18 protein-coding genes, 1 tRNA gene and 1 pseudogene are annotated in these 22634 nt (G+C 71.4%); 10 read left to right on the top strand and 10 right to left on the bottom strand.

Annotated elements, in window-relative coordinates; translation table 11 throughout:
* The 3 genes from AC5LUJ_RS05650 to AC5LUJ_RS05640 form a co-directional block, all read right to left on the bottom strand.
* Window positions 1-467, bottom strand: a 467-nt coding sequence (locus AC5LUJ_RS05650) for a DUF305 domain-containing protein (protein WP_493464574.1), incomplete at its 3' end; no start/stop codon positions are given.
* Window positions 468-472: 5 nt separating this feature from the next.
* Window positions 473-2077: an FHA domain-containing protein gene (locus tag AC5LUJ_RS05645; protein ID WP_493464573.1), complete on the bottom strand. Its 1605-nt coding sequence runs from the start codon at window positions 2075-2077 to the stop codon at window positions 473-475.
* Between the two features lie 326 nt (window positions 2078-2403).
* Window positions 2404-4191, bottom strand: coding sequence for a glycoside hydrolase family 15 protein (locus tag AC5LUJ_RS05640; protein WP_250284615.1), 1788 nt, complete (start codon window positions 4189-4191; stop codon window positions 2404-2406).
* Window positions 4192-4966: 775 nt separating this feature from the next.
* On the opposite strand from AC5LUJ_RS05640, the gene AC5LUJ_RS05635 reads away from it, so the two are divergent.
* Window positions 4967-5464 (top strand): hypothetical protein, encoded by a 498-nt coding sequence (locus AC5LUJ_RS05635; RefSeq protein ID WP_250284617.1) that lies wholly within the window; start codon window positions 4967-4969, stop codon window positions 5462-5464.
* 111 nt (window positions 5465-5575) lie between these two features.
* Here the strand turns inward: AC5LUJ_RS05635 and AC5LUJ_RS05630 are convergent, their stop codons facing one another.
* Together AC5LUJ_RS05630 and AC5LUJ_RS05625 are read right to left on the bottom strand one after the other, a co-directional pair.
* Complete coding sequence (locus AC5LUJ_RS05630) at window positions 5576-5779, bottom strand: hypothetical protein (protein WP_013872226.1); 204 nt, start codon at window positions 5777-5779, stop codon at window positions 5576-5578.
* Between the two features lie 418 nt (window positions 5780-6197).
* A complete protein-coding gene (locus tag AC5LUJ_RS05625) occupies window positions 6198-7760 on the bottom strand; it encodes a dolichyl-phosphate-mannose--protein mannosyltransferase (RefSeq protein ID WP_250289964.1) in 1563 nt (520 codons plus the stop codon).
* A 150-nt stretch (window positions 7761-7910) separates the two neighbouring features.
* On the opposite strand from AC5LUJ_RS05625, the gene rsmI reads away from it, so the two are divergent.
* Window positions 7911-8819 carry a 16S rRNA (cytidine(1402)-2'-O)-methyltransferase gene (gene rsmI / locus AC5LUJ_RS05620; RefSeq protein ID WP_493464572.1) on the top strand — a complete coding sequence of 303 codons (909 nt, stop codon included), beginning with the start codon at window positions 7911-7913 and terminating at the stop codon, window positions 8817-8819.
* Between the two features lie 267 nt (window positions 8820-9086).
* Here the strand turns inward: rsmI and AC5LUJ_RS05615 are convergent, their stop codons facing one another.
* The 4 genes from AC5LUJ_RS05615 to AC5LUJ_RS05600 all read right to left on the bottom strand — a co-directional run bounded on the left by AC5LUJ_RS05615 (window position 9087) and on the right by AC5LUJ_RS05600 (window position 12509).
* Window positions 9087-9677, bottom strand: a complete 591-nt coding sequence (locus tag AC5LUJ_RS05615) for a DUF6036 family nucleotidyltransferase (RefSeq protein ID WP_250290219.1) — start codon at window positions 9675-9677, stop codon at window positions 9087-9089.
* Complete coding sequence (locus AC5LUJ_RS05610) at window positions 9674-10261, bottom strand: XRE family transcriptional regulator (RefSeq protein WP_493464571.1); 588 nt, start codon at window positions 10259-10261, stop codon at window positions 9674-9676. Before AC5LUJ_RS05610 ends, AC5LUJ_RS05615 begins: the two co-directional genes overlap by 4 nt.
* 311 nt (window positions 10262-10572) lie before the next feature.
* Entirely contained in the window at window positions 10573-11088 is a 516-nt protein-coding gene (locus tag AC5LUJ_RS05605) for a YdcF family protein (protein WP_445548236.1), read from the bottom strand.
* Between the two features lie 317 nt (window positions 11089-11405).
* On the bottom strand, window positions 11406-12509 hold the full coding sequence (locus tag AC5LUJ_RS05600; RefSeq protein WP_493464570.1) for an ABC transporter substrate-binding protein: 1104 nt from the start codon (window positions 12507-12509) through the stop codon (window positions 11406-11408).
* 296 nt (window positions 12510-12805) lie between these two features.
* Between AC5LUJ_RS05600 and AC5LUJ_RS05595 the strand changes: the two genes are divergently transcribed.
* From AC5LUJ_RS05595 to AC5LUJ_RS05575, 5 genes and pseudogenes are all read left to right on the top strand, one after another.
* Entirely contained in the window at window positions 12806-13636 is an 831-nt protein-coding gene (locus AC5LUJ_RS05595) for a TatD family hydrolase (RefSeq protein WP_250284467.1), read from the top strand.
* 56 nt (window positions 13637-13692) lie between these two features.
* A complete protein-coding gene (gene rsmA, locus AC5LUJ_RS05590) occupies window positions 13693-14556 on the top strand; it encodes a 16S rRNA (adenine(1518)-N(6)/adenine(1519)-N(6))-dimethyltransferase RsmA (RefSeq protein ID WP_445548237.1) in 864 nt (287 codons plus the stop codon).
* Window positions 14557-15044: 488 nt separating this feature from the next.
* Window positions 15045-16094: a 4-(cytidine 5'-diphospho)-2-C-methyl-D-erythritol kinase gene (locus AC5LUJ_RS05585; RefSeq protein ID WP_493464569.1), complete on the top strand. Its 1050-nt coding sequence runs from the start codon at window positions 15045-15047 to the stop codon at window positions 16092-16094.
* A 207-nt stretch (window positions 16095-16301) separates the two neighbouring features.
* A pseudogene (locus AC5LUJ_RS05580) lies at window positions 16302-16773 on the top strand (ATP-binding cassette domain-containing protein); the annotation flags it as partial.
* 2 nt (window positions 16774-16775) lie between these two features.
* Window positions 16776-18173 carry an ABC-F family ATP-binding cassette domain-containing protein gene (locus AC5LUJ_RS05575; protein ID WP_493464584.1) on the top strand — a complete coding sequence of 466 codons (1398 nt, stop codon included), beginning with the start codon at window positions 16776-16778 and terminating at the stop codon, window positions 18171-18173.
* A gap of 423 nt (window positions 18174-18596) precedes the next feature.
* On the opposite strand, the gene AC5LUJ_RS05570 is transcribed toward AC5LUJ_RS05575, so the two are convergent.
* The gene (locus AC5LUJ_RS05570; protein WP_250286023.1) at window positions 18597-19577 is read right to left on the bottom strand and encodes an acyl-CoA desaturase; all 981 of its coding nucleotides are present in this window, start codon (window positions 19575-19577) and stop codon (window positions 18597-18599) included.
* Between the two features lie 320 nt (window positions 19578-19897).
* Between AC5LUJ_RS05570 and AC5LUJ_RS05565 the strand changes: the two genes are divergently transcribed.
* From AC5LUJ_RS05565 to AC5LUJ_RS05555, 3 genes are all read left to right on the top strand, one after another.
* Window positions 19898-19969: transfer RNA gene (locus AC5LUJ_RS05565), tRNA-Gln, on the top strand.
* A 151-nt stretch (window positions 19970-20120) separates the two neighbouring features.
* Window positions 20121-21668, top strand: coding sequence for a bifunctional UDP-N-acetylglucosamine diphosphorylase/glucosamine-1-phosphate N-acetyltransferase GlmU (gene glmU, locus AC5LUJ_RS05560; protein WP_445548239.1), 1548 nt, complete (start codon window positions 20121-20123; stop codon window positions 21666-21668).
* 60 nt (window positions 21669-21728) lie between these two features.
* A partial coding sequence (locus AC5LUJ_RS05555; RefSeq protein ID WP_493464568.1) for a ribose-phosphate diphosphokinase occupies window positions 21729-22634 on the top strand: 906 nt, incomplete at its 3' end.

Here is a 22634-nt window from a genome sequence, read left to right as displayed (position 1 = left end):
TGGCCGGTGTCGTGACCAGCGTGGCCGCCGCTGTCCCGCATCCACCGCATCGGCGGTTCGGTCGAGACCTGCGGCAGGCCCCAGCCGGTCAGCCAGGCCGACATGATGCCGATCTCCCGCTGCTGGGCGAGCGCGATGTCCTGAGCGACGCCGCGTTGGGTGACATCCGCGCCGGCGCGGAACTCCACCATCGCCATCTGGACGGCCTGGGCGTGATGGGTGGACATGTCGTAGGCGAACCCGGCGTCCACCGAGTCCGCCCCCGGTGGACGCTCGACGAGACCGCGCAGGCCCGCACCGGCCGCCACCAGGGCGAACGCCACCACGGCCAGCAGCGCCACCCAGGACGCCCGCGGCCACGTCCGTGACCGGATCCGGCCCGCGTGCCTGTCGGCGTGCCCGTCGGTGGGCGTGGCCGCGTCGGTGGCCCGCTTCGCCGTCGTGCCGTCCGTGCTGTCGTCGGCCACCGTGGTCAGATCTGCATCTGGGAGTTGAACACGAACGTCCGCTTGCCTACCTGGACCCTGGTCCCGGGGACCAGCGGGGCCGGTTCGTGCGGGTTCAACGGGGTCCACACGGTCGCCTCGGGCGGGGCGATGTACGTCCCGTTCGCGGAGCCCTGGTCCGCGATCACCGCGTCCCAGCCGTTGAGCGTGATGACGGCGTGGACCCGGGAAACCGCGCTCTCACCGTCCTCGACCAGTAACGGAATCGCGCGGCCGGCCCGGACGGCGTCGTCCCGGTCGGGCTGCCTGCCGATCACGATGTCCTTGTCGACGTTGACGGTCCGGCCGTCCTCGAAGACGATCACCCCGATGGTCGGCCGCGGCCCCCGGACAGGGTTGCCGGTCTGCTGGGCCAGGGACAGCCCGCACTCGGTGCAGTAGGGCGCGGCCGGGTGGTTGAAGTGGCCGTTGGCGCAGAGAATGCCCTCGACCTGGGCTTCGGAGCTGCCCGGCAGCATGGTCGGGGCGTCCTGGTCGTCGAACAGGTCGGCGACGTCGAAGCCGCGGCCGGGCAGCTCGGTCAGCGCCTCGCTCTCGGTGTCCTCGACATGCGCGGCCGGGTCGTGCCCGGCGAGCTCGGTCGGCGGATCGTCGTTCGTGGCGGTGAGCGCGGCGAAGTCCTCGAGCTGCGTGGGCTCGGCGGCCCGCAGCCGGGCGGCGGTGTCGAGCTCCTGCTCCCTGCCGTGCTCCTGCTCCCTGCCGTACTCCTGCTCCCTGCCGTGCTCCTGCTCCCTGCCGTAGCCCTGCTCCTCGCCGTACCCCTGCTCCTCGCCGTGCCCGTGCTCTTTGCCGTACCCCTGTTCTTCTTTGCCGTAGCCCTGTTCCGCGCCGTGCTCACGCTCCTTGCTGTGCAGCGGTGTCAGGGCCGGCGGAGCGCTCGACACCGACCCGTCGGCGCCCCTGGCCGGCGCGGCGTCCACCGACGGGATCGGTGCCGCCCCGGTCATCGGGTTGCGGGGCCCGCCGAAGCCGGCGGCGAAGTCCTCATCGGCCCCTCGGGGCGGGACGAAGACGGGCCCGCTGCTGGCCACCAGGCTCACCCCGATACCGGGTACCGCCCCGATCCGCAGGTCCAGCGGGAAGGCGTCGGCGGCCGGGTTGTTCGCCGCGCCGTAGGCGCTGCCGACACCGGCCGGTCCGAGCGTGCCGGCCGGGCCGATGTCCAGGCGGGCGAACCCGGTCGGCAGCAGGCGGTCCACCCAGGTGGCCGACTCGATCCCGGAGAGGGTGAGCGGGGCGGGGCCGTGGACGACCACCTCCAGCGCGCCGTGGATCAGCACGGCCAGCCGGTCGCCGACCTCCGCCAGCAGGGCGAAGTCGGGTACCACCTCCGGGTCGGCGTCGACGAGCAGCCCGGCGACCCGGCGCACCAGCCGCCGGCCCGTCCCCGAGGCAGCCCCCGCCTCGCCGGCCGCCTCGGCGCACAGCGCCAGCAGCGTCTTGGTCATGTCCGACGTGCCGGGGCGGCCGGTGCTGGCGATGACAAGAACGTCCGACAGGCGGACCACCACACCGGTCCCGGCATCATGTCCGGCTGCCACCACGACCCGGAAACCGTCAAGTCCCGCCATCGTCGCGCCCCTTGTCCTTCGTCCCTGGCCTGCGTCGGCCGCTGCCCCGCCCCTGCCGGCGCGTCCGGCCCGCCGGTGCCGGGCCATCCGCCGGCGTCCGGCGTGTCCCACCCCGGTGAGCCACGTGTACCAACCATCCTGCCGGTGGATCGGGCAGACGTCAGCAACATGTCGGCTACCAGCGGACTTTCCCTCAGGAGAAGACCGTCACCCGGCCGTTGCCGGGGGGAGCAGCCGCCACGAGCGGGCCGTCCGCCCGCCGGGCCGTGACGTTCGGTCAGGACGTTCGGCCAGGACGTTCGGCCGGCCAGAAGCCCGGTCCGGGGTCAGCCGAGGGCCCGGTCCAGGTGGAGGGCCGCGCTGATCAGGGCGAGGTGCGTGAACGCCTGCGGGAAGTTGCCCAGCGCCTCCCCGGACGGCCCGATCTCCTCGGCGTACAGGCCGACGTGGTTGGCGTAGGTCAGCATCTTCTCGAACACCAGCCGGGCCTCGGCGACCCGGCCGGCCCGGGTGAGCGCCTCGACATACCAGAACGAGCACAGGTTGAAGGTGCCCTCGTCCCCGTGCAGCCCGTCGCTGCCGTCCGCCGCGTAACGGCGTACCAGGCTGTCGCTGACCAGTTCCTCGCCGAAACGGTCGAGGGTCGAGAGGAAACGGGGGTCGGTGGGCCCGGCGAACTTCACCAGGGGCATGCACAGCAGGGACGCGTCCAGCCGGGACGACCCGGGATGCTCCATGTACGCGCCACGGACCGGATCCCACGCCGCGGTCTGGACGAACCGGTACGCGCGGCCGGCGTACTCCTTCCACTCGTTGGTCGGGCCGGGCAGGCCGCGCTGCCGGGAGATCCGGCACGCCCGCTCGAAGGCCACCCAGGTCATCAGCGCCGAGTAGGTGAAGCGCTGCCGGCCGCCGCGGGTCTCCCAGATGCCCTCGTCGGGCTCCTCCCAGTGCTTGGCGAGCCAGTCCAGCTGGCGGGAGAGCGCCTCCCACAGCTGGAAGGAGATCGGCGCGGCGAGCTTGTTGTAGAGGTACACCGAGTCCATGAGCTCGCCGTAGATGTCGAGCTGGAGCTGCCCGGCGGCGCCGTTGCCGATCCGCACGGGTCTCGAGTCGCGGTAGCCGCGCAGGTGCTCGAGGACGATCTCGTCGAGGTCGGCGTTGCCGTCCACGCTGTACAGGACGTGCAGGCCCTTGTCACCGGGGGCCTCCTGGCAGCGCTGTTCCAGCCAGTCCATGAACGCGGCGGCCTCGTCGGTGAACCCGAGCGTCATGAGCGCGTAGATGGTGAACGCGGCGTCACGGATCCACGTGTACCGGTAGTCCCAGTTGCGGATGCCGCCGAGCTCCTCCGGCAGGGAGGTGGTGGGCGCCGCCACCAGCGCGCCGGTGGGCCGGTAGACCAGCAGTTTGAGCACGAGCGCGGAGCGGTTCACCATCTCCCGCCAGCGGCCGTGGTAGCGGCTGCGGCGCAGCCAGTTCTGCCAGTAGGTCAGGGTACGGTTGAACAGCTGTTCGGCCTCGCCGTCCACCAGTGGGCGGATCGGCGTGTTCCACTCCAGGACGACGTCCGCGCTGCGTCCCGTATCGAGCGCGAATGTCGCGGTGACGCCGGTGCCGTCGCTGGCCAGCGGGATGGCGGTACGCAGGGTGAGGCTGCCGACGGGAGAGTCGAACACCGCGCCCTGGCCCTCGACGATCGTCACTGTGTGTGATACCCGCCCGTAGTCGAAGCGCGGGTGGCAGCGCAGCGAGAACTCGGCCCGGCCACGTACCGCCCTGGCCTGCCGGACGACCGCGTGCGGTGACTCGGTGACGTCGCTGTCCACCGGGACCATGAAGTCGACGACCTCGCCGACGGCCTGCGGGGCGAGGAAACGGGTCATCAGGACGTTGGAGTCCGGCAGGTAGAGCTGCTTGGCCCGGGAGCCGGGACAGTGGATGCGGAAGGAGCCGCCGCGTTCGGCGTCCAGCAGGCTGGCGAACACCGAGGCCCCGTCGAAGCGCTGCGGACAGTACCAGTCGATGGTGCCGTCGGTCGCGACGAGCGCCACCGTGCGCAGGTCGCCGATGACCGCGTGCTCTTCGATGGGCGGATAACCGGTCACGCGCATGGATGGCCTCTCCGGTGGGCTGTCGACGGAATCATCGTCCGGGCGGTACGTCCGGGCGGTATGCGGTGGATTCTCGATCACGCGGGCGCCGTTCGGGCGGCAGCCGTCCATCGCCGGCCGCCGGCCGTCGCCAGCCATCGGTATCCACCGGGCACGGGCCCGGGGCTTCCGCGAACGTACGTCCGGCCGCCGGCCCGTGAGCGCCGACTTCTCGAAGTGTCAGCTTCTCGAAGTGTCAGGCGATACCGATCGACCGCCGTGGGGCTACCTTGGAGCTTGCCGGCACCGCGTCCGGCAGCGCTGCCGATGTCAGTGGCGCCGATGTCAGCGCTGCCGATGTCGGTGGCGCCCGGCGTCGCCACACAGCCAGTGCGCTGCCCTGGCGGAGTGGGCCGCCGAGGAACGCCGGCGGCGGTGGGACAGCATCGCTGACGGTGGCGTTGCTGGCGACGGTGTTACTGGCGGCGGTGTTACTGATAGTGACGTCAATGCTGGCGGCACTGGGGGTGAGGCCGGTCCGTGGCGGTCCGGCGCCAGGGGAAATGATCATCGAGCTGGATTGTCGGCTGGATGCCTGCCGGCAACGGTCGGGATGGATCGGTCCTGACCTGGGGCTATCATGAATTTGTAACGAAAAGTGTTCAAATGGGCGCGATCTGGGGCGGATCTGGAGTCAGGGTCCGGGCGTCCATGCCGGCGGTCGTTCACGTCACTCTACGATCACAGCATGCCGGCGCAGGGGCCAACGGCACAGAATGGTCAAGGCGGTCTTGTCATGTTCGCCAAAGGCGACCGGGTGTCCCCGGTTGATGATCTTGGCGGTGGGGTCTGGTCGCGCCGCGGGACCGTCCTGGCCGTGCGCGCGGCGCCACGCCGTGAACCCGCACCGGGGGACGACCTGGTCCGGGTCGAGGCGGCCGGCTGGCTGTTCTCGGAGGCTCCACGGGCAACCGTGCTGTGGGACGACGGCACAGCGGAGATCATCGCGGAGGACCGGTTACTCCTGGTGTACGACCGGGTGGAACCGCTCGGCATCCGGGTCGTGACCATGGCCATGGCCGCTCCCGTCGACGTTGTCGAGCACGGCGGGCATGTCGTCCTGCTCCTGCGTGAGGGCCTGCTGCCGCCACACGCGGTCCAGTACCTGCGGGAGAAACTGCGCGGCGTCCGGGCGTCGTTCGTCCCCACCGGCGAGGACGGCCGTTCACCGGCGGAGATCCGCCGCCGCGACCTCGAACTACTACGAGCCCTCATCGCCCAGCTGACAGGGTGACCCCAAATTTTTCGCGGGGCGAAAAATTTGGGGACTCCCGCGTTGCCCGCGGGCTGTGCCACCGCACCTTGTCCGAGAGCCCGGGGGCGGTCGACGGGCCAGCCGTCAGGATCAGGATGTGGAGTAGGGGCCGGGGCGTACGGACGGCCCGCCGTAGGAGCTGCCGTTGAGGCTGCCTCGTGGCGGCTGTTCCGTCATGGCCTGACTGACCTTGGACGCGATGGCTTCGGTCAGTCGGATCGCCTGCGTGAGCGACAGGTTCAGCACGATCTCACTGTCATCGGTCATCGCAAAGCGTACCGAGACATCCGCCATGGTGGTTCCTTTCCTCCTGTGTCGGCCCTGTGTCGGCCGCGAGAAGCCAGTCTGGTCCCTCCCACCATCCCTGATCGCGTAGTCGTACCGGCAGGCACCCCCCGGTAACCGACGGACGTATTCGTATGTTTCAGGAAATGATGTTACTTAATGCAAGATTTACTTGCCCAAAGTGGGTGACTCGTAGTCCACTCCCGCCGCTACATCACTATAAGTATCAATATACTTACATATAGTTCCTATTGTTGGTCGTGTCAGGAGGTCTGGTGACTGACAGATTGCTCGGTGTCGGCTCGTCCGCCCTCGAGAACCGACAGCCCGGCGGCGCCGCCGGGCCGGACCTGCCGACCAGGCCGGCTGGACCGACCAGGCGGGCCCCGCCGGGCCCGGCGGCGACGGAGCGGCTGGCCGCAGCGCCTCAGATCCAGCCCGGGAACCACATCCTCACCCGCCACGCCGAAGTCGGGACCACCTGCGCCGCCATGATCGGATAGAAGTAGACGAACAGCAGCACGACGACGATCGCGTAGACGCCGACCATCAGCGAACCGACAAGCCGCCGCAGGTCGGAGGCGGTCCGGGGGCCCAGGGCGACCCCCGCGAGCGCGGTCAGCCCGAGGACGAGGAACGGCAGCAGCGGCAGCGCGTAGAACAGGAACATCGTCCGGTTGGGGAAGGCCAGCCACGGCAGGAACGACGTCGCGAAGCCGACCAGGACGAGGCCCGCCCGCCAGTCCCGGCGGCTGACCCACAGCGCCAGCACGCCGACCAGCGCCGCCACCCCGACCCACCAGATCGCCGGATTGCCGATCGCGAGGATCTCCCGGGAACAGCCGGCCTGGGAGGCGCAGCCGGGCTCCCCGGCCTTGGGGGTGCTGTAGAAGTAGGCGACCGGCCGGGCCAGTACCAGCCAGCTCAGCGGCTTGGACGCGTACGGGTGCGAGGCGTCCAGATGCTCGTGGAAGCGGAAGATCTGCTGCTGGTAGTCCCACCAGCTGTGCAGCGTCCCCCACATGCCGTCACCGAAGCGGTGGCGGTTGTAACCGCCGCCGGTGACGAACCAGCCGGTCCACGTCGCCAGGAACACGATGGCCGGCAGCGGGACGAAGCTGGTGGACCACTGTGGCCCGTCCCGGCGCACGGCGGCCAGGAGCGGCCGTCGCACACCCGCCGTCCGGCGTGCCCCGGCGTCCCAGGCGATGGCCAGCGCGGCGAATCCCACGAGCGTGTAGACGGCGCTCCACTTCACCCCCAGCGACGCCCCGAGGCACAGCCCGCAGGCAAGCCGCCACGGGCGCACACCCAGACGTGCCCCGAAGCGGATTTTCTTACTGTCTGTTTTATACAGACTACTTATTGATCGCAGATCGATGTTTCCCGCTTCGGACGCGTCCTTACCCGATCGTCCGGCGAGGGGGCTGTTGTCGGTATCCGTGAGGCTGGCGGCCAGCCTGGCCCGTCCGTGATCCCGATCGAGGATCAGGCAGGCCAGGGCCAGGACGAGCCCGGTCATCAGGAAGATGTCGAGGATGCCGATCCGGCTCTGGACGAACTCCAGGCCGTCGAAGGCGAGCAGCAGGCCGGCGAAGCAGCCGAGCAGCGTCGAGCGGAACATCCTCCTGGCGGTCCGGGCGAGCACGAGCACCGCCAGCGTCCCCGCGGCCGCGGAGGCGAAACGCCAGCCCAGCTCGGGACTGCCGTGGCGGATCCCGGCACAGTCAGTGTACCCGAAGAGCCACTCGGACACCGCCATCAGCCACTTGCCCAGCGGCGGGTGGACGACGAACCCGGGGCCGTCGCACCCGCTCTTGATGTCGCTCAACTCGTAGCCGTGGGTGAGCAGACCGTAGGCGTCGTGGGTGTAGTAGACCTCGTCGAAGTAGATGCCGCGCGGTTCGGTGAGCTGCCAGAACCGCAGGACACCGGCGACCGCCGCGATCGCCAGCGACGCGAGCCAGCCCGCGAGCCGGTCGGTGGGCATCGGCGGTGTCAGCCGTTCCCGTGGGCTCAGGCCATCGTGATTACTTTTAGTAACTACCGTGGCCCGCGGCTCGCCGCCGTCCACGGTCGGATAGGTCGCTGTCACCGCCACCGCATCAATGTAGGTGCTGGCACCTGGCAGACTCGGCGGGTGTCCGGAACTCTGGTGCTCTGCGGTGCGCCGATCGGTGACGTGCGTGATGCCAGCCCCCGCCTGGGCGAGGTGCTGGCCCGCGCCGACATCGTCGCGGCCGAGGACACCCGCCGCCTGCGCCGGCTGACCGCCGCCCTCGGTGTCACGATCGCCGGGCGGGTGGTCTCCTGCTTCGACGCCAACGAGCCCTCCCGCGCGGACTTCCTGCTCTCCCACCTGCGCGCGGGAGCCACCGTCGCGCTCATCACGGACGCGGGCATGCCGGCCGTGTCGGACCCGGGCTTCCGGGTGGTGGCCGCCGCCGTCACGGCCGGGGTGGCGGTGACGGTCGTCCCCGGGCCGTCCGCGGTGACCGCCGCGCTCGCGGTCAGCGGGCTGCCCACCGACCGTTGGGTGTTCGAGGGCTTCCTGCCGCGCCGGCCGGGCGAGCGCCGGTCACGCCTGGCCGAGCTGGCCGGGGAGCGGCGCACACTGGTCATCCTGGAGGCTCCGCACCGGCTGCCCGCGACACTGGACGATCTTACCGCGGCCTTCGGGCCCGACCGCGCGGCCGTGGTGTGCCGCGAACTGACCAAGACCTGGGAGGAGACCGTCCGGGACGATCTCGGCGCGCTGGCGGCCTGGGCCCGTGAGCGGGAGATCCGGGGCGAGATCACCCTGGTGGTGGCGGGCCGGCCCGGGACGTCGTCGCAGGCGCCGCCGCAACCGGGCACGCCGGCCGCGGCCGTCCTCTCCGCCACGCTCGCGGCGGAGGTCGCCGCCCGCGAGGCCACCGGCACACCGCGCAAGGCGGCCCTCGCGGCGGTGGCGGCCGAGCACGGCGTCCCCCGCCGTCTCGTCTACGACGCCGTCCTCGCCGCCAAGACCGACCGCGGCCGAACCGACCGGGGACATCAGCGCGGGTGAGCGCCGGCCCGCGCCGGACGCCGGCTGGCTGCTCCGGCCATACAAGGGTCTGGACGTCCTGTCGCGGGCGCTCGTCGCTGGCCCACCCGACGTGCGCCCGAGCGTCGCCGGGAGTTCTGGGGCGGGCTTGAGGGAGGACGGACCCGGCGACCGCGAAGGTCTCCGCGCAGGCCCGCTGGTACACCCCGACGCCGGTGTCAACCGGTTACGTCTATGCCAACGCCAACCCGCTGACCTACAACGACCCCGACGGCCATTTCGCGCTTGCTATTCCGTTGATAGCTGCTGTCGGCTGCGGGTGAGCATCCGGGCTGCCCGTTCGGCGAGGAGGCGGATCTCGCCTGGCACGTCGGTACCGTCGACAATGAACTCGAGCATGCCGGGGTCGGTGTAGTGACGATAGATCAGCGCTTCGAGCTCGTCGGCGGTCGCGTCGGTCGTGCCGGTGCGCGCGGCGAGTTCGCGGATATCGTCGGCGTCCCTGCGGCGCTGGGCGATCAGCTTCGTGGCGAGAAGGAACTCGTCAGACGCGTACCTCACGTGGAGTCCGGGGGTAGGGACGTGCGCGAGGGCAGCCGGCGGTAGTGGCGGCATCCACATGGCCGCGCGGGTGTTGAGCCAGTTCTCCGGCAGACCGTCCTCGCGGGCGATCGCCCGGGCCTCGTCCAGGACGGCCTGGTCGCGGGTGATCGCGTCGACGTCTTCCGTGCGCCGCAGATCCCGGTTGGAGGTCGCCGCGATGGCCGCACCGCCGACGATGAACACAGCGGCTGAGACGCCGCGTGCCCGTAGCCGTTCGTCGAGCCTGGCCAGGAGTGAAATGATCTCCGTGGCGGAGAACTCGTGCCGGTCGTTCACGCTGTGACCAGGTCACGGGCTGGGACGAAGATATTGAGCCTCTTCAGGTAGTCCGGAGTCCGGGTGATGATTTCCGCTCGGTCGAGGAAGGGATGCTCGGGAACCCAGGGCTGAGGCAGACGCGTGGGCTCGCACCACGTCGGCGGTTCAACTCCGGCCCGCTCGAACTCCCGCCGCGCCAAGACGGCCAGCAGGGCATCGAAGCCCGCGCTGCCCGTGGTCGCCGGGACGGCCTCCCAGGCGGCAGCCGATCCGTCGCGCCGCTCCAACAGCAGGCGTAGATGGTCACGGCCCTGAAGGAGCATCCGCCACGCCCACTCCTCGTCGTCGGCGGCGCGGACAGCCTTGGCGGTCACCGGCGCGGACATCAGCCGTGAGGCGCGCGCGACCGCCAGCGCGCGGGCGATGCGCCGCGCCCGGAAGCAGAACACGGCGGCCGGCTTCGTCCCGCCCGAGCGGTAGGTGGAGAACCTGGACGCCGACGTTCCCAGCGCGGCCGCGAACTCGACCTGGGTCAGACCGCTGTCAGCCAGGGCGGCGTCGAGGAGCGCCATGACCTCACGAGTGTCCTGATCGAGTCTCACAGACCACACTTTACCAGCTCGTTTATCTGATCAGATAAACGAGCTGGAGATGATCCGTCGACCCCACTGCTCCGCTCCGCCTCGCACGCGCTCAGAACGGGCAGGATCCACGCGGGTTGAACCGCCCTGGGTTTTTAGAGACCGGGGCGGTTCAGGTCGGTCGTTGCATTGCACCGGGCGTCCGTCAATATAGCCCTCAGGAGCATCCATGCCCGGCTTCCGCATCATCGTGGTATTCCGGACACGGACAACCGGGGAAGGTATGTCGGTCTGACAGTGGGGTGCTGGTGAGGAAATGGCCGCCGGAGGGGTCAGCAGTTTCGTTGGATGGTCAGGGCCTTGATCATGGCGGCCCATTCGTAGCTGATCGCGTATGGCCAGCCGCGCAGTCGTGGGGAGACAGTGACGAACAGGGCGCGGCCCTCGTAACACCGTTTCACCCGTAGTCGTGCCCGGGTGTCCTGTGGGGTCCCCACCACGATCAGTACGGATCGCCAGCCGTAACGGGTGGCCAGTTCCGCGGTCATCCGTGCCTCACCCTGGGTGGTGACCGGGTCCGGGCGGAAGCAGATCACCTGGATGCCGGGCAGGGCGGCCGGGCACGGGTCGTCGGACCCGGCCGGGGTCGACACGGCGAGTACCGGCGCGTACCCGGCCCGGGCCAGGTCGACCGCTCTGGCCAGCCGGCCGGGGCTGCCGGCGTACATCACGATCGCGTCGACCGGCTCCGGGGCGTCCCGGACCGGCCAGACGAACAACCGCCCGGTCGCGGTGAGGAACACCACGGCGGCCAGGCCGATCCCGACCCCGACCCGTCCACCCGGCACCCGTCCGAGCCAGCCTCGCGTCCGAGCGGGCCGGTCCGGCATCCGCCTGAACCAGGCTGGCATCTGGGCGGGCCGGTCCGGTGTCCGTCCGAACTGGTCTGGAGCCCGGGTGAACTGGACCGGTATCCGGGTGAGCTTGTTCGGTGCCCGTCCGGGCCGGCCTGAAGCCCGGGCCCGGAGCGGGCGATGTTCCCGACGGCCCGGGACGGGGCCCGGCATCCACCCGAACCGGCCTGGCAGCCGGGCCCACCCGAACCGGCCTGGCTGACGGGCCCGGGCGAACCGGCCTGGCTGACGGACGGGCCCGCCCGGCTGCCTCATGAAGCGGTCATGGCGGGCTGCCGCGCCACCCCGATCCGCGAGCAAGGGTAGACCAGTGAGGACTGCGCCCGGTCGGCGGGCCAGACCACGTGCGCGACACCGTCCCGCCACTGCACGAGATGGCTGTGATGGCCGACCTGGAGGCCGGTGGCCTCGTCGAGACGGAAACGGCCCAGCAGGGTGGACGTGTCGAGTGTGCGGGCGGCGGCGAGCACATGATGGTCGTCGGCCTGGCCGTTCGCCCAGATACAGCGGCCCAGGACCAGCCCGGCCGCGTAGGCTACCGCCGCGGTCGCGGCCGGCAGCTGGTCGTACATCTGCTGGTAGCAGGCGACGAACTCGGACACGCTCGGACCGGTGCCAGCCTCCGCGGGTAGCCGTGGTGACCAGGCGCGTGGGCCCAGCAGGCCATCGCGGCGATCACGCAGTGTGGCCAGTGCGCCGTCGTGCCCGGCGGTGGAGAACGCCGCGGCCCGCCACGGCCGGCGCAGCAGCACCTCGGCCGCGGCGTTCTCGTCGTCCGGATCGCCCTGGACGATCAGGACGTCAGCGGGTGGTACGCGGCGCGCGGCGATCATGGCCCGGCCGGGACGGAACACGCTGGAGGCGACCTCGAAGCCCAGTCGTGCGGCGGCGGCCCGCACGACGGAGACGACTTCCAGCGCCCGGTCGTCGGAGGCCAGCAGCACCGTGACCCTGCGGGCCTGCCGGTCGGCGGCGCGGACCGCGGCGAGCAGCCCCCGCGTCCACGTCGAATGCGGGGAGAGCAGATTGACGACGTTCGGGAACGCCTGGCGGACGAACCGGGTCGAGGGCGCGCCGATGTTGAACACGACCCGGTCGGTGGCGGCACACGCGGCCAGCGCGCTGCGCTGACCGTACGGGCCGAAGATCGCGTCCGGCCCGGCCGCGGCCGCGGCACGCGTCGCCGCGGCGGGATGCGGATGCGCGTCGTACGCGGTGACGTTGATGTCGTCCCACGGCGGCGGAAGCTGCTCATCACGAGCCCACAACGTGACCGCGCGCAGAGTGGTCAGACCGTGGACGGCCGCCGGACCGGTCAGCGGAGTCACCAGCGCGACAGCGAGCGACGAGGACATCGGTACCTGTCTACCAGGTGATGGGCCTGCGATGTTCAACGGAGTGTCGACGTTGTTATGACACCCGGGCCATGGGGATGGCTTGTTCTGGCGCCTCGGCCGTGGATACGGCAGGCGGAGAGGCGGACGTCCGGGCCTGGATCATTCGTCTGCCGCCCCGGTTCCCGTGGTTCCGTAGGATCGATTCGCAGAAGCGCTTCCGTCCCGGGCGTCTCGTCCCGGGCCACCGGCGGGACGAGACGGAAGACGGGACGAGACGGAAGAGATGAGACGGAAGAAAGGTGAGTGAGCGGTAGATGGCACGCGACGGTGGGCGCCGTGGCGACCCTCCGCCCGCGCCGCCGCCGTTGTCGGTGGAGGCAGAGGTGATCGACAGCCACTGCCACCTCGACATCATGGGTGGGGAGGTGGACGCGGCCGTCGCGGCGGCACGGGCCGCCGGTGTCCGGCGGCTGGTGACGGTGGGGGTCGACCTGCCGACCAGCCGTTGGCAGGCGCAGGTCGCGGCCGGGCATCCCGACGTCTACGCCGCTGTCGCGATCCATCCGAACGAAGCCGCCGACGGCGTGGACGAGGAGACGTTCACCGAGATCGCCGAACTGGCCGCGGCGCCGAAGGTGCGGGCGGTCGGGGAGACCGGCCTGGACTACTACCGCACGCCACCCGAGCGGCACGCCGCTCAGCAGGACAGTTTCCGCCGCCACATCGCGATCGCCAAGCAGGCCGGCCGCACCCTCATGATCCATGACAGGGAGGCCCACGAGGACACACTGCGTATCCTCGTCGAGGAAGGCGCGCCCGAACGAGTGGTCTTCCACGCCTTCTCCGGGGACGAGGCCATGGCGAAGGTCTGCGCCGACGCCGGCTACGTGATGTCCTTCGCCGGGAACGTGACATTCAACAACGCGCAGCGCCTGCGGGACGCTGCCGCTGTCGCGCCCCGTGACCTGCTGCTGGTCGAGACGGATGCCCCGTTCCTCACCCCGGTGCCGTGGCGGGGCCGGCCGAACGGCCCGTACCTGATACCGCTGACGCTGCGCGCGCTGGCCACCGCCCGCGGGGAGGACGTCGACACCCTCGCGTCGGCGATCGCCGCCACCTCTGAACGGATGTTCGGACCCTGGTAGCCCCCGGCCCGGATACTCCCCCCTCGTCGTCGTCCGGTTCGGGGCTTCCCGATGGTCTGCTCACGCCGGCGGACGTACGGTCGATCAGCGCCGCTGTCGGCGTACGGCCGACCAAGCGCCGTGGCCAGAACTTTCTCGTCGACCCCAACACCGTCCGCCGGCTGGTCCGCCTGGCGGATGTCGGGCCGGACGAGACCGTCCTGGAGATCGGTCCCGGACTGGGCTCGCTGACCCTCGGACTGCTGCCGGCCGCCCGCCGGGTCGTCGCGGTCGAACTGGACGAGGCGCTGGCCGCGGCACTGCCGGCGACCGTCACGGCACGGCTCGGGCCAGCGGTTGCGGCCCGCCTGACCGTGCTGGCGGCGGACGGCCTGCGCCTGGAGCCCGCGGACATCCCTGGCGACCCGCCGAGCGTCCTGGCCGCGAACCTGCCCTACAACGTGGCCGTCCCGCTGCTGCTCGGCGTACTTGAACGTTTTCCGTCGGTCAGGCGCGGGCTGGTCATGGTGCAGGCCGAGGTCGCCGACCGGCTGACCGCGTCACCAGGTGGACGGGTGTACGGCGTGCCGAGCGTGAAGATGGCCTGGTACGCGTCGGCGCGTCCGGCCGGCCCGGTGCCGCGGGCGGTGTTCTGGCCGCAGCCGAACGTCGATTCGTCCCTGGTGGCGTTCAGCCGTCGTGATCAGCCGGGGCCGCCACGGTTGCGCCGGGCCGTTTTCGCCGCGGTGGACGCGGCCTTCGCGCAGCGCCGCAAGACGCTGCGGGCGGCGCTGTCGGGCTGGGCGGGGTCGGCGGACCAGGCCGCGCGTCTCGCGCTGGCCGCGGGCATCGACCCGTCCGCCAGAGGCGAGATCCTGGACGTGGCCGCCTTCACCCGCCTCGCCCTCACCCGCCTCGGTCCGGGTGCCGGCTCCGAGTGACGGCAGGCTGGCTCTGACCGACGCGCCGGTGGCACGGACGCGGTCGTGCGCTCAGCGCACGCGGTTGTCACGCTGTGTACCCGGGACGAGTTTCAGCTCGACGGCAGGGCGGGAGCGTGCCACGGCCTCGTCGACGCGCGGCAGTACGACCTCTTCGACGTCCCGGGAGCCTCTCCGGGATCTTCCAGGCCGCGATCTTCTCGGCGGCCTGGTCGGTGATCAGCGGGCTTCTGCGGGCGGCCGGCTGCCGGCGTACGCGGCCGGCCACGCCCAGCGCGGCCGATCACTGGCGTGACCAGCCACCCGTGTGCATCGTCTTACCCGGCGGTGGCGAGGGCGCTCGTTTCCTACCGGCCGGATAGGTTCGTTGGTGCCCGGTGCCAGAGCACGCCCCAGGAGCGAAGGAGAGTCCGCTGTCTCGGTCTCACCGGCACCCTTCCGGTGCCGCCGGCGCCGACCGGCCGTCCGCGCCCGTTCCGGGCAGCCGGGTGACTGTCCGTGCGCCGGCCAAGGTCAACCTGCATCTCGGTGTCGGGGCACGCCGCGACGACGGCTACCACACGGTCATCACGATTCTGCAGGCCGTCTCGCTCTACGACGAGATCACGGTGTCCACGGCCGACGGTGCCGGGCTCGACCCGGACGCCGTGGAGCCCGCCGTGTCCGTGGAGGTCACCGGTGAGGGAGCCGCCGGGCCGACAGCGCCGCTCGTCCCGCTGCCCGGGCCGCCCGGCCGGCCCGGGCCGTCCGCGCCGGCTGGCGACGCCGCGGCGAGCGCGGCCGCGGCCCGGATCTCCCTGGTCCCGACCGGGGTGGACAACCTGGCCGTCCGCGCGGCCCATGTGCTTGCCGCCCGTGCCGGTGTGCGGGGGGCGGCCGCCCACATGACCATGGCGAAGGGTATTCCGGTCGCGGCCGGGATGGCCGGTGGCAGCGCTGACGCGGCCGGTTCGCTGGTCGCCTTCGACGCCCTGTGGGGCACCGGTCTGGACAGGTCGGTCCTCTCCGAGCTCGCCGCCGGGCTCGGCAGCGACGTGCCGTTCCCGCTCGCGGGTGGGACGGCGCTGGGTACCGGCCGCGGTGAGCAGCTCACGCCGGTGCTGGGGCGCGGCGAGTACCACTGGGTGTTCGCGCTGGCCGACGGCGGCCTGTCCACCGCGTCGGTCTACGCCGAGTTCGACCGGTTGTCACAGGGACGCCTGCGTACCGAGCCGACCCCGCCGGACGCGGTGCTGGCCGCGTTGCGCACCGGCGATCCGGTCGAGCTGGGCCGGGCGCTGGTGAACGACCTGCAGCCGGCCGCGCTGCGGCTGCGCCCGTCGTTGCGCCGGGTGCTGGAAACCGGCGTCGAGCTCGGGGCGGTCGGCGCCATCGTCAGCGGTTCCGGGCCGACCTGCGCTTTCCTGGCGCGGGACGCGGAGCAGAGCGTGGCTCTGGCGGCGAGCCTGGCCGGGATGGGTGTGTGCCGGGCGGTACGGCACGCGCACGGCCCGGTGCCGGGCGCGCGTGTGGTCGATCCGGGCGGCTCCAGCGGATGACCGCGCGCAGGAGCATCACCGCCGGACGGGACCGGCCGCCAGCCCAGGCAGCGCCGTCCCGGCCAGCACTGTCCCGGCCAGCACTGTCCGGGGCAGCCCAGGCAACGCCGTCCTTGCCGGCGCTGTCCTGGTTGGCGCCGTCTGGGTGGCGCCTTGGGACGAGCCGGCTGACGGCCCCGGGCCGCCGGAACGCTGGGTGACCGTCGGATGAGCGGCGTCCTGGTGACGATGGAGGCGGTGGTGGCCGCCTTCGGCACCCGCACCCTGCTGGACGGGGTGAGCCTGGGCATCGGGACCGGTGAGCGCATCGGGGTGGTCGGCCGCAACGGGGCGGGCAAGAGCACCCTGCTGCGGCTGCTCGCCGGCCAGGCCCGCCCGGATGCGGGCCGGATCGTGCGGGCTGGTTCCGTGCGGGCCGGCCTGCTGGCCCAGGACGACCGGCTCGCGCCCGACGCGACCGTGCGCCAGGCCGTGGTCGGTGACGTTCCCGACCACGTCTGGGCGGCGGATCCGCGGCGCCGGTCGGTGCTTGCCGGCCTGGGGCTGCTCGACCGGCTCGACGCCGTGGTCGGGCGCTCCTCCGGTGGTGAGCGCCGGCGCGTCGCGCTGGCCGCGCTGCTCGTCGACGACATCGATCTGCTGGTCCTGGACGAGCCCACCAACCATCTCGACGTCGAGGGTGTGGCCTGGCTCGCCGCCCACCTGCGGTCGTGGCGCGGCGGGCTGCTCGTGGCCACCCACGACCGGTGGTTCCTCGACGAGGTCTGCGAGCGGGTCTGGGAGGTCGTCGACGGCCGGGTGGACGCCTACGACGGCGGTTACTCCGCGTATGTGCTCGCCCGGGCGGAGCGCACGCGGCAGGCCGACGCCGCCGAGGCGCGGCGGCAGAACCTGCTGCGCAAGGAGCTGGCCTGGCTGCGCCGGGGCCCACCGGCCCGCACCAGCAAGCCGCGTTTCCGGATCGAGGCGGCCAACGTGCTGATCGCCGACGAGCCGCCCGCCCGGGACACTCTCGGCCTGCGCAGCTTCGCCGCCTCCCGTCTCGGCAAGGACGTCTACGACGTCGAGGATGTCACGCTGCGTATCGGCGACCGTGTGCTGCTGGCGGACGTGACCTGGCGGCTGGGCCCGGGGGACCGGGTGGGTCTCGTCGGGGCCAACGGCAGCGGCAAGACGACGCTGATGCGCCTGCTGACCGGGCAGGTGGGCCCGGACGCGGGCCAGGTGAAGGCCGGTAGGAGCGTGCGTCCCGCCCTGCTCGCCCAGGAGATCCACGAGCTGGACCCGGGCCTGCGCGCGCTGGAGGCGGTGGAACAGGCCGGCCGGGTGCTGGAGGTGGGCCGCGGCCGGGAGCTGACCGCCGGCCAGCTCCTGGAGCAGTTCGGCCTGCCCTCGGCCCGGCAGTGGACCCGCGTGGGCGATCTTTCCGGTGGGGAGCGCCGCCGGCTGCAGCTGCTGCGGCTGCTCATGCAACGGCCGAACGTGCTGCTGCTGGACGAGCCCACCAACGACCTGGATACCGACACGCTGACCGCGCTGGAGGACGTCCTGGACTCCTGGCCGGGCACGATCGTCGCTGTCAGCCACGACCGTTACTTCCTGGAACGAACCTGCGACACGATCTTCGCCATGTTCGGCGACGGGTCGCTGGTCATGCTGCCCGGCGGGGTGGACGAGTACCTCTCCCGGCGGCAGGCCGCCACCCGGGCCGAGGCAGCCGGCGCCCCGGCCGGACGCACCGCCACCGGACGCCCCGGCGGTGCCGCCGCCACCGCGGCGGGCGCCGTCGCCGGACCTGGTGCCGCCGACGGCGCGGACTCGGGCACCGCCGCCGGGAGCACCGGCGGTCCGCTGTCGGCCGGGCAGGCGCGGCTCGCGCGCAAGGAGCTGACCCGGCTGGAACGGGCCCTGGAGCGGCTGGCCCGCCGCGAGAGCGCGCTGCACACCGCGCTCGCCGAGGCGGCCACCGACCATCAGCGCCTGCTCGCCCTCGACGCCGAACTGCGCGAGGTCGTCGCCGAGAAGTCCCGCACCGAGGACGCCTGGCTCTCCCTCGCCTCCGGCCTCGAGGACGCCTAGAGCGTCAGTCAGGTAACCATACGTATCCATCCTGAACGATGGCACGCTTCGATGGACGTCGGCCACCAGAGAAGATCGGCGTAATTTTGTCGTTGTGTACGCTTTTGCGGCCAAAAAGCGTACACAGCGACAAACTCTCCTGGATCATGGCCTGCGCGGGTGGTCGTGGATGGGATCCGCGCTACTTGACCGGCGTTCTAGCCCATCCGCATCAAGCAGGATCCACGCGAAGCGCTCTGGGGCGTGTCTGATGGATGTTGGTCGATGTGGGCGGCGGCACCCACCAGGATGCTGGGGTCCCCGGAGCACTCCGCGGTGGTTTTGCCTGGGTGTGCGTTCCCTTGGTGATCGCCGGTAGGTGATCGCCAAGCCACGGGCGGCGCCCACCACAGAGGCCGGGGCCCCCAAATAGTGCCTAAGGCACTATTTGGGGAGAGCCTTTGCCTGGAGGCGTTGTGGGTCGGGCCAGCGGACCTCGTGGACGAGGTGCAGTGTCTCCATCGCCTTGATCAGGTAGAAGCTGGAGTCCACCTGCCAGGGCCTGACGCCGTGGCGGGCCAGCGTGGGCTCGGCGTGGTGCAGGTTGTGCCAGGACTCGCCCATCGACAGGATGGCCAGCGGCCAGACGTTGCCGGAGCGGTCCCGCGACCTGTACGGGTGCTTGCCGGCGACGTGGCAGATGCTGTTCGTCGACCAGGTGACGTGGTGCAGGACGCACACCCGGACCAGGCTCGCCCAGAAGAACGCCTGCACCGCCGCCTCGAACGAGCCGCCCCACAGGCCACCGACCAGTGCCGGGGCCGCGAGGCTGAGCGTCGCCCAGAGCCCGAACAGGCGGCTGACGCGGACGATGTCGGCGTCGTCGAGCAGGTCCGGGGCGTACCGGCGCTGGTCGGTCTGTTCGACGTCGAACAGCCAGCCGATGTGGGCGTGCCACAGGCCCTTGGTCAGGGCGCGGAAGCCGGGGCCGTAGCGCCATGGCGAGTGCGGGTCGCCGTCCCGGTCGCTGAAGGCGTGGTGACGCCGGTGGTCGGCCACCCAGCGGATGACCGGGCCCTCGATCGCCATGCTGCCGGCGATGGCGAGCGCGACGCGTACCGGCCTGGAGGTCCTGAACCCGCGGTGGGTGAAGTAGCGGTGGAAACCGACCGTCACCCCGTGGCCGGTGATCGCGTACATGGCGACGGCGATGATCACGTCGCGGGGGCTGATCCACCGGTCCCACAGCAGCGGTACCGCGGCGGCGAGGGCCGCCAGCGGGATCATGATGACCATGGTGAGGGTGATCTGTTCCCCTCGTGCCTTCAGCGCGGACCTCGGCGCCACGGTGTGCCGGGTGGGCGCGCCCACCTGGGCCGCGGGGGCCGTGGCACCCGCCGGGTTCACCGTGTCGGTAGCGGTCATGACATAACCCCGTCCATCAGTGCCGTCCACCGGTTTCGTCGTCGCAATGGTTTCCGTTGTGACACCGTAGCTTGTGACACCGTAGCTTGCGGCGGTAACACGTGGTGTCCGGGGCGGGAAACATCGTGGAAAAACAATTTCACGGGCCTGGACGGTTGCGGCCAGGGTACGGTGGTTGTCACCAGGAGCTGGTGGGGGCGGCTGGCGGCGGTCGCGCGCGGTGGCGACGCGGCGGGCCGGGGGTGTCCCGGACCCGAAAAAATCATGGCCATGTCCTCTTTGGCCTGCTGGCAGTGGTATGCTACGAAAGATTTTCTCGGTCCGCCGTGGTGTAATTGGCAGCACAGGAGATTTTGGTTCTTCTAGTCCACGTTCGAGTCGTGGCGGCGGAGCCCCGGGCCGGATCGGCGGGTGCGCCGGTCCGTACAAATCATTTGGTCCACCGGAATTGTCCACGATATCCCCTGGCCGCGGATATCCGCCGGTCGCAATCCGGTAAGCTCGACACGCATCGAGTTGATGTCCACGATCAGGGGAGCTCGTGTGACCCAACCACGTCTGGCGGCCGTTGTCGTCCTCGCCGCGGGTGAGGGCAGGCGGATGCGCTCCGCGACCCCGAAGGTGCTTCACCGTGTCGCCGGGCGCACCCTTGTGGATCATGTTCTCGCCGCGGTCGCCCCGCTCGGGGCCGAGCGGCAGCTGGTGGTCGTCGGGCACGGGCGCGAGCAGGTGGCCGCGGCGCTGGCCGGTCGCGTGCCCGAGGTCACCCCGGTCGTGCAGGCCCGCCAGGGCGGCACCGGCCACGCCGTGCGGGCCGCGCTGCCCGCGGCGGGTGACATCCGCCCGGACGACCTCGTGGTCGTCGTCCCGGGGGACACCCCGCTGCTGACCGGCGCGACGATGTCGGCGCTGGTCGCGGCGCACGCGCACGAGCCGGCGGCGGCGACGGTGCTGACCGCCGAGGTGCCCGATCCCTTCGGCTACGGGCGGGTGCTGCGGGATCCGTCCGGCCGGATCCGCGCGATCGTCGAGCAGGCCGACGCCGACGCCGCCACCGCCGCCGTCCGGGAGATCAACACCGGCGTGTACGTGTTCACGGCCGGCCCGCTGCTGGCGGCGCTGTCCTCCCTGACGGCCGACAACGCCCAGGGCGAGGAGTACCTGACCGACGTGGTCGGCGCGTTCTTCGACGGCGGGCGGACCGTCCGGGCGTATCCGCTGGACGACCCCGGGGAGGCCGCCGGGGTCAACGACCGGGTCCAGCTGGCCGCCGCCGCCGCGGCCATGCGGGACAGGCTGGTGACCGCGGCCATGCGGGCCGGCGTCACCGTGCTGGATCCCGCCACCACCTGGATCGACGCCGACGTGGCCCTCGAGGCGGACGTGACGCTGCTCCCGCACACCTTCCTGCACGGCAGCACCCGGGTGGCGGCCGGCGCGGTGATCGGCCCCGACTGCACGCTCACCGACACGCTGGTGGGTGCCGCGGCCACGGTGAGCCGGACGACCGCCTCCCGAGCGGTGATCGGCCCGGACGCGGCCGTCGGCCCCTACACGCATCTGCGCGAGGGCACCCGTGTCGGCCGCGGGGTCAAGCTCGGCGCGTTCGTGGAGACGAAGGCCGCGGAGATCGCCGACGGGGCGAAGGTGCCGCACCTGGCCTATGTGGGGGACGCGGTGATCGGCGCGCGTAGCAACATCGGATGTGGCACGATCGTGGCGAACTACGACGGCGTCGCCAAGCACCGTACGGTGATCGGCGCGGATGTCAAGATCGGAAGTGACACCGTACTGGTGGCGCCCGTGCATGTTGGCGACGGTGCGTACACCGGCGCCGGTTCGGTCGTGACCGAGGATGTGCTGCCGGGCGCACTCGCGGTCAGGGAGGGCCGGCAGCGGACGATCGAGGGATGGGTCGAACTACGGCGTCCGGGCACCGCGGCGGCACGAGCCGCCGCTGCCGCGCGCGGGTATGCCGAACAGGCAGGTGACGACGGTGGCCCGAACGGGGTGGCTCACGCCGGGGCTGATCGCGCCGGGCCGGCCCCTGTCACGGTTGCCGGTATTTCCGACAACGGGCACCGCGCGTAGCGGCTCGCCACGGTATGAGGACCGACCATGACGGAGCGGGACGAAGGTGGAGAACCTTTGATGGCCTATCAGACGGATAATCGGCGCAACCTGATGCTTTTCGGTGGCCGTGCACACCCTGACCTGGTGGCCGAGGTTGCCCGGGAACTTGATGTCGAACCGGTTCCCACCAATGCGTATGAATTCTCCAACGGAGAGATCTTCGTCCGGTTCGAGAAATCCGTACGCGGATGTGACGCGTTCGTGCTGCAGTGCCACTCCTCGCCGGTGAACACCTGGCTCATGGAGCAGCTCATCATGGTCGACGCGCTGAAGCGGGCCAACGCGAAGCGGGTCACCGTGGTCGCGCCCTTCTACCCCTACGCCCGGCAGGACAAGAAGCACCGCGGCCGGGAGCCGATCTCGGCCCGGCTGATCGCCGACCTGTTCAAGACCGCCGGCGCGCACCGGCTGATGTCGGTGGACCTGCACACCGCCCAGATCCAGGGCTTCTTCGACGGCCCGGTGGACCACCTGTTCGCGCTGCCGCTGCTCGCCGACTACATCGAGGCCAAGCTCGACACGTCCGCGGTCACGGTGGTGGCCCCGGACGCCGGCCGGGTCCGGGTGGCCGAACGCTGGACCGACCGGCTCGGCTGCCCGCTGGCGATCATCCACAAGCGCCGCGACCGGGACGTCCCGAACCAGGTGAAGATGTTCGACGTGGTGGGCGAGGTCTCCGGCCGTACCTGCGTCGTCGTCGACGACATGATCGACACCGCGGGCACCATCACCAAGGCGGCGGAGTCGCTGCGCGAGCACGGCGCGACCGATGTGATCGCCGCGGCGACGCACGGTGTGCTCTCCGGCCCGGCGGTGGACCGCCTGAAGAACTCCGAGATCAGCGAGGTCGTGCTCACCAACACCCTCCCGCTGCCCAGCGAGGCCCGCATCGACAAGATCACTGAACTGTCGATCGCGCCGTTG

Source organism: Protofrankia sp. CiP1_Cm_nod3, assembly GCF_982290655.1.
Note: the sequence above shows the minus strand (reverse complement) of the source record. Positions and strands in the feature narration are given on the sequence as shown.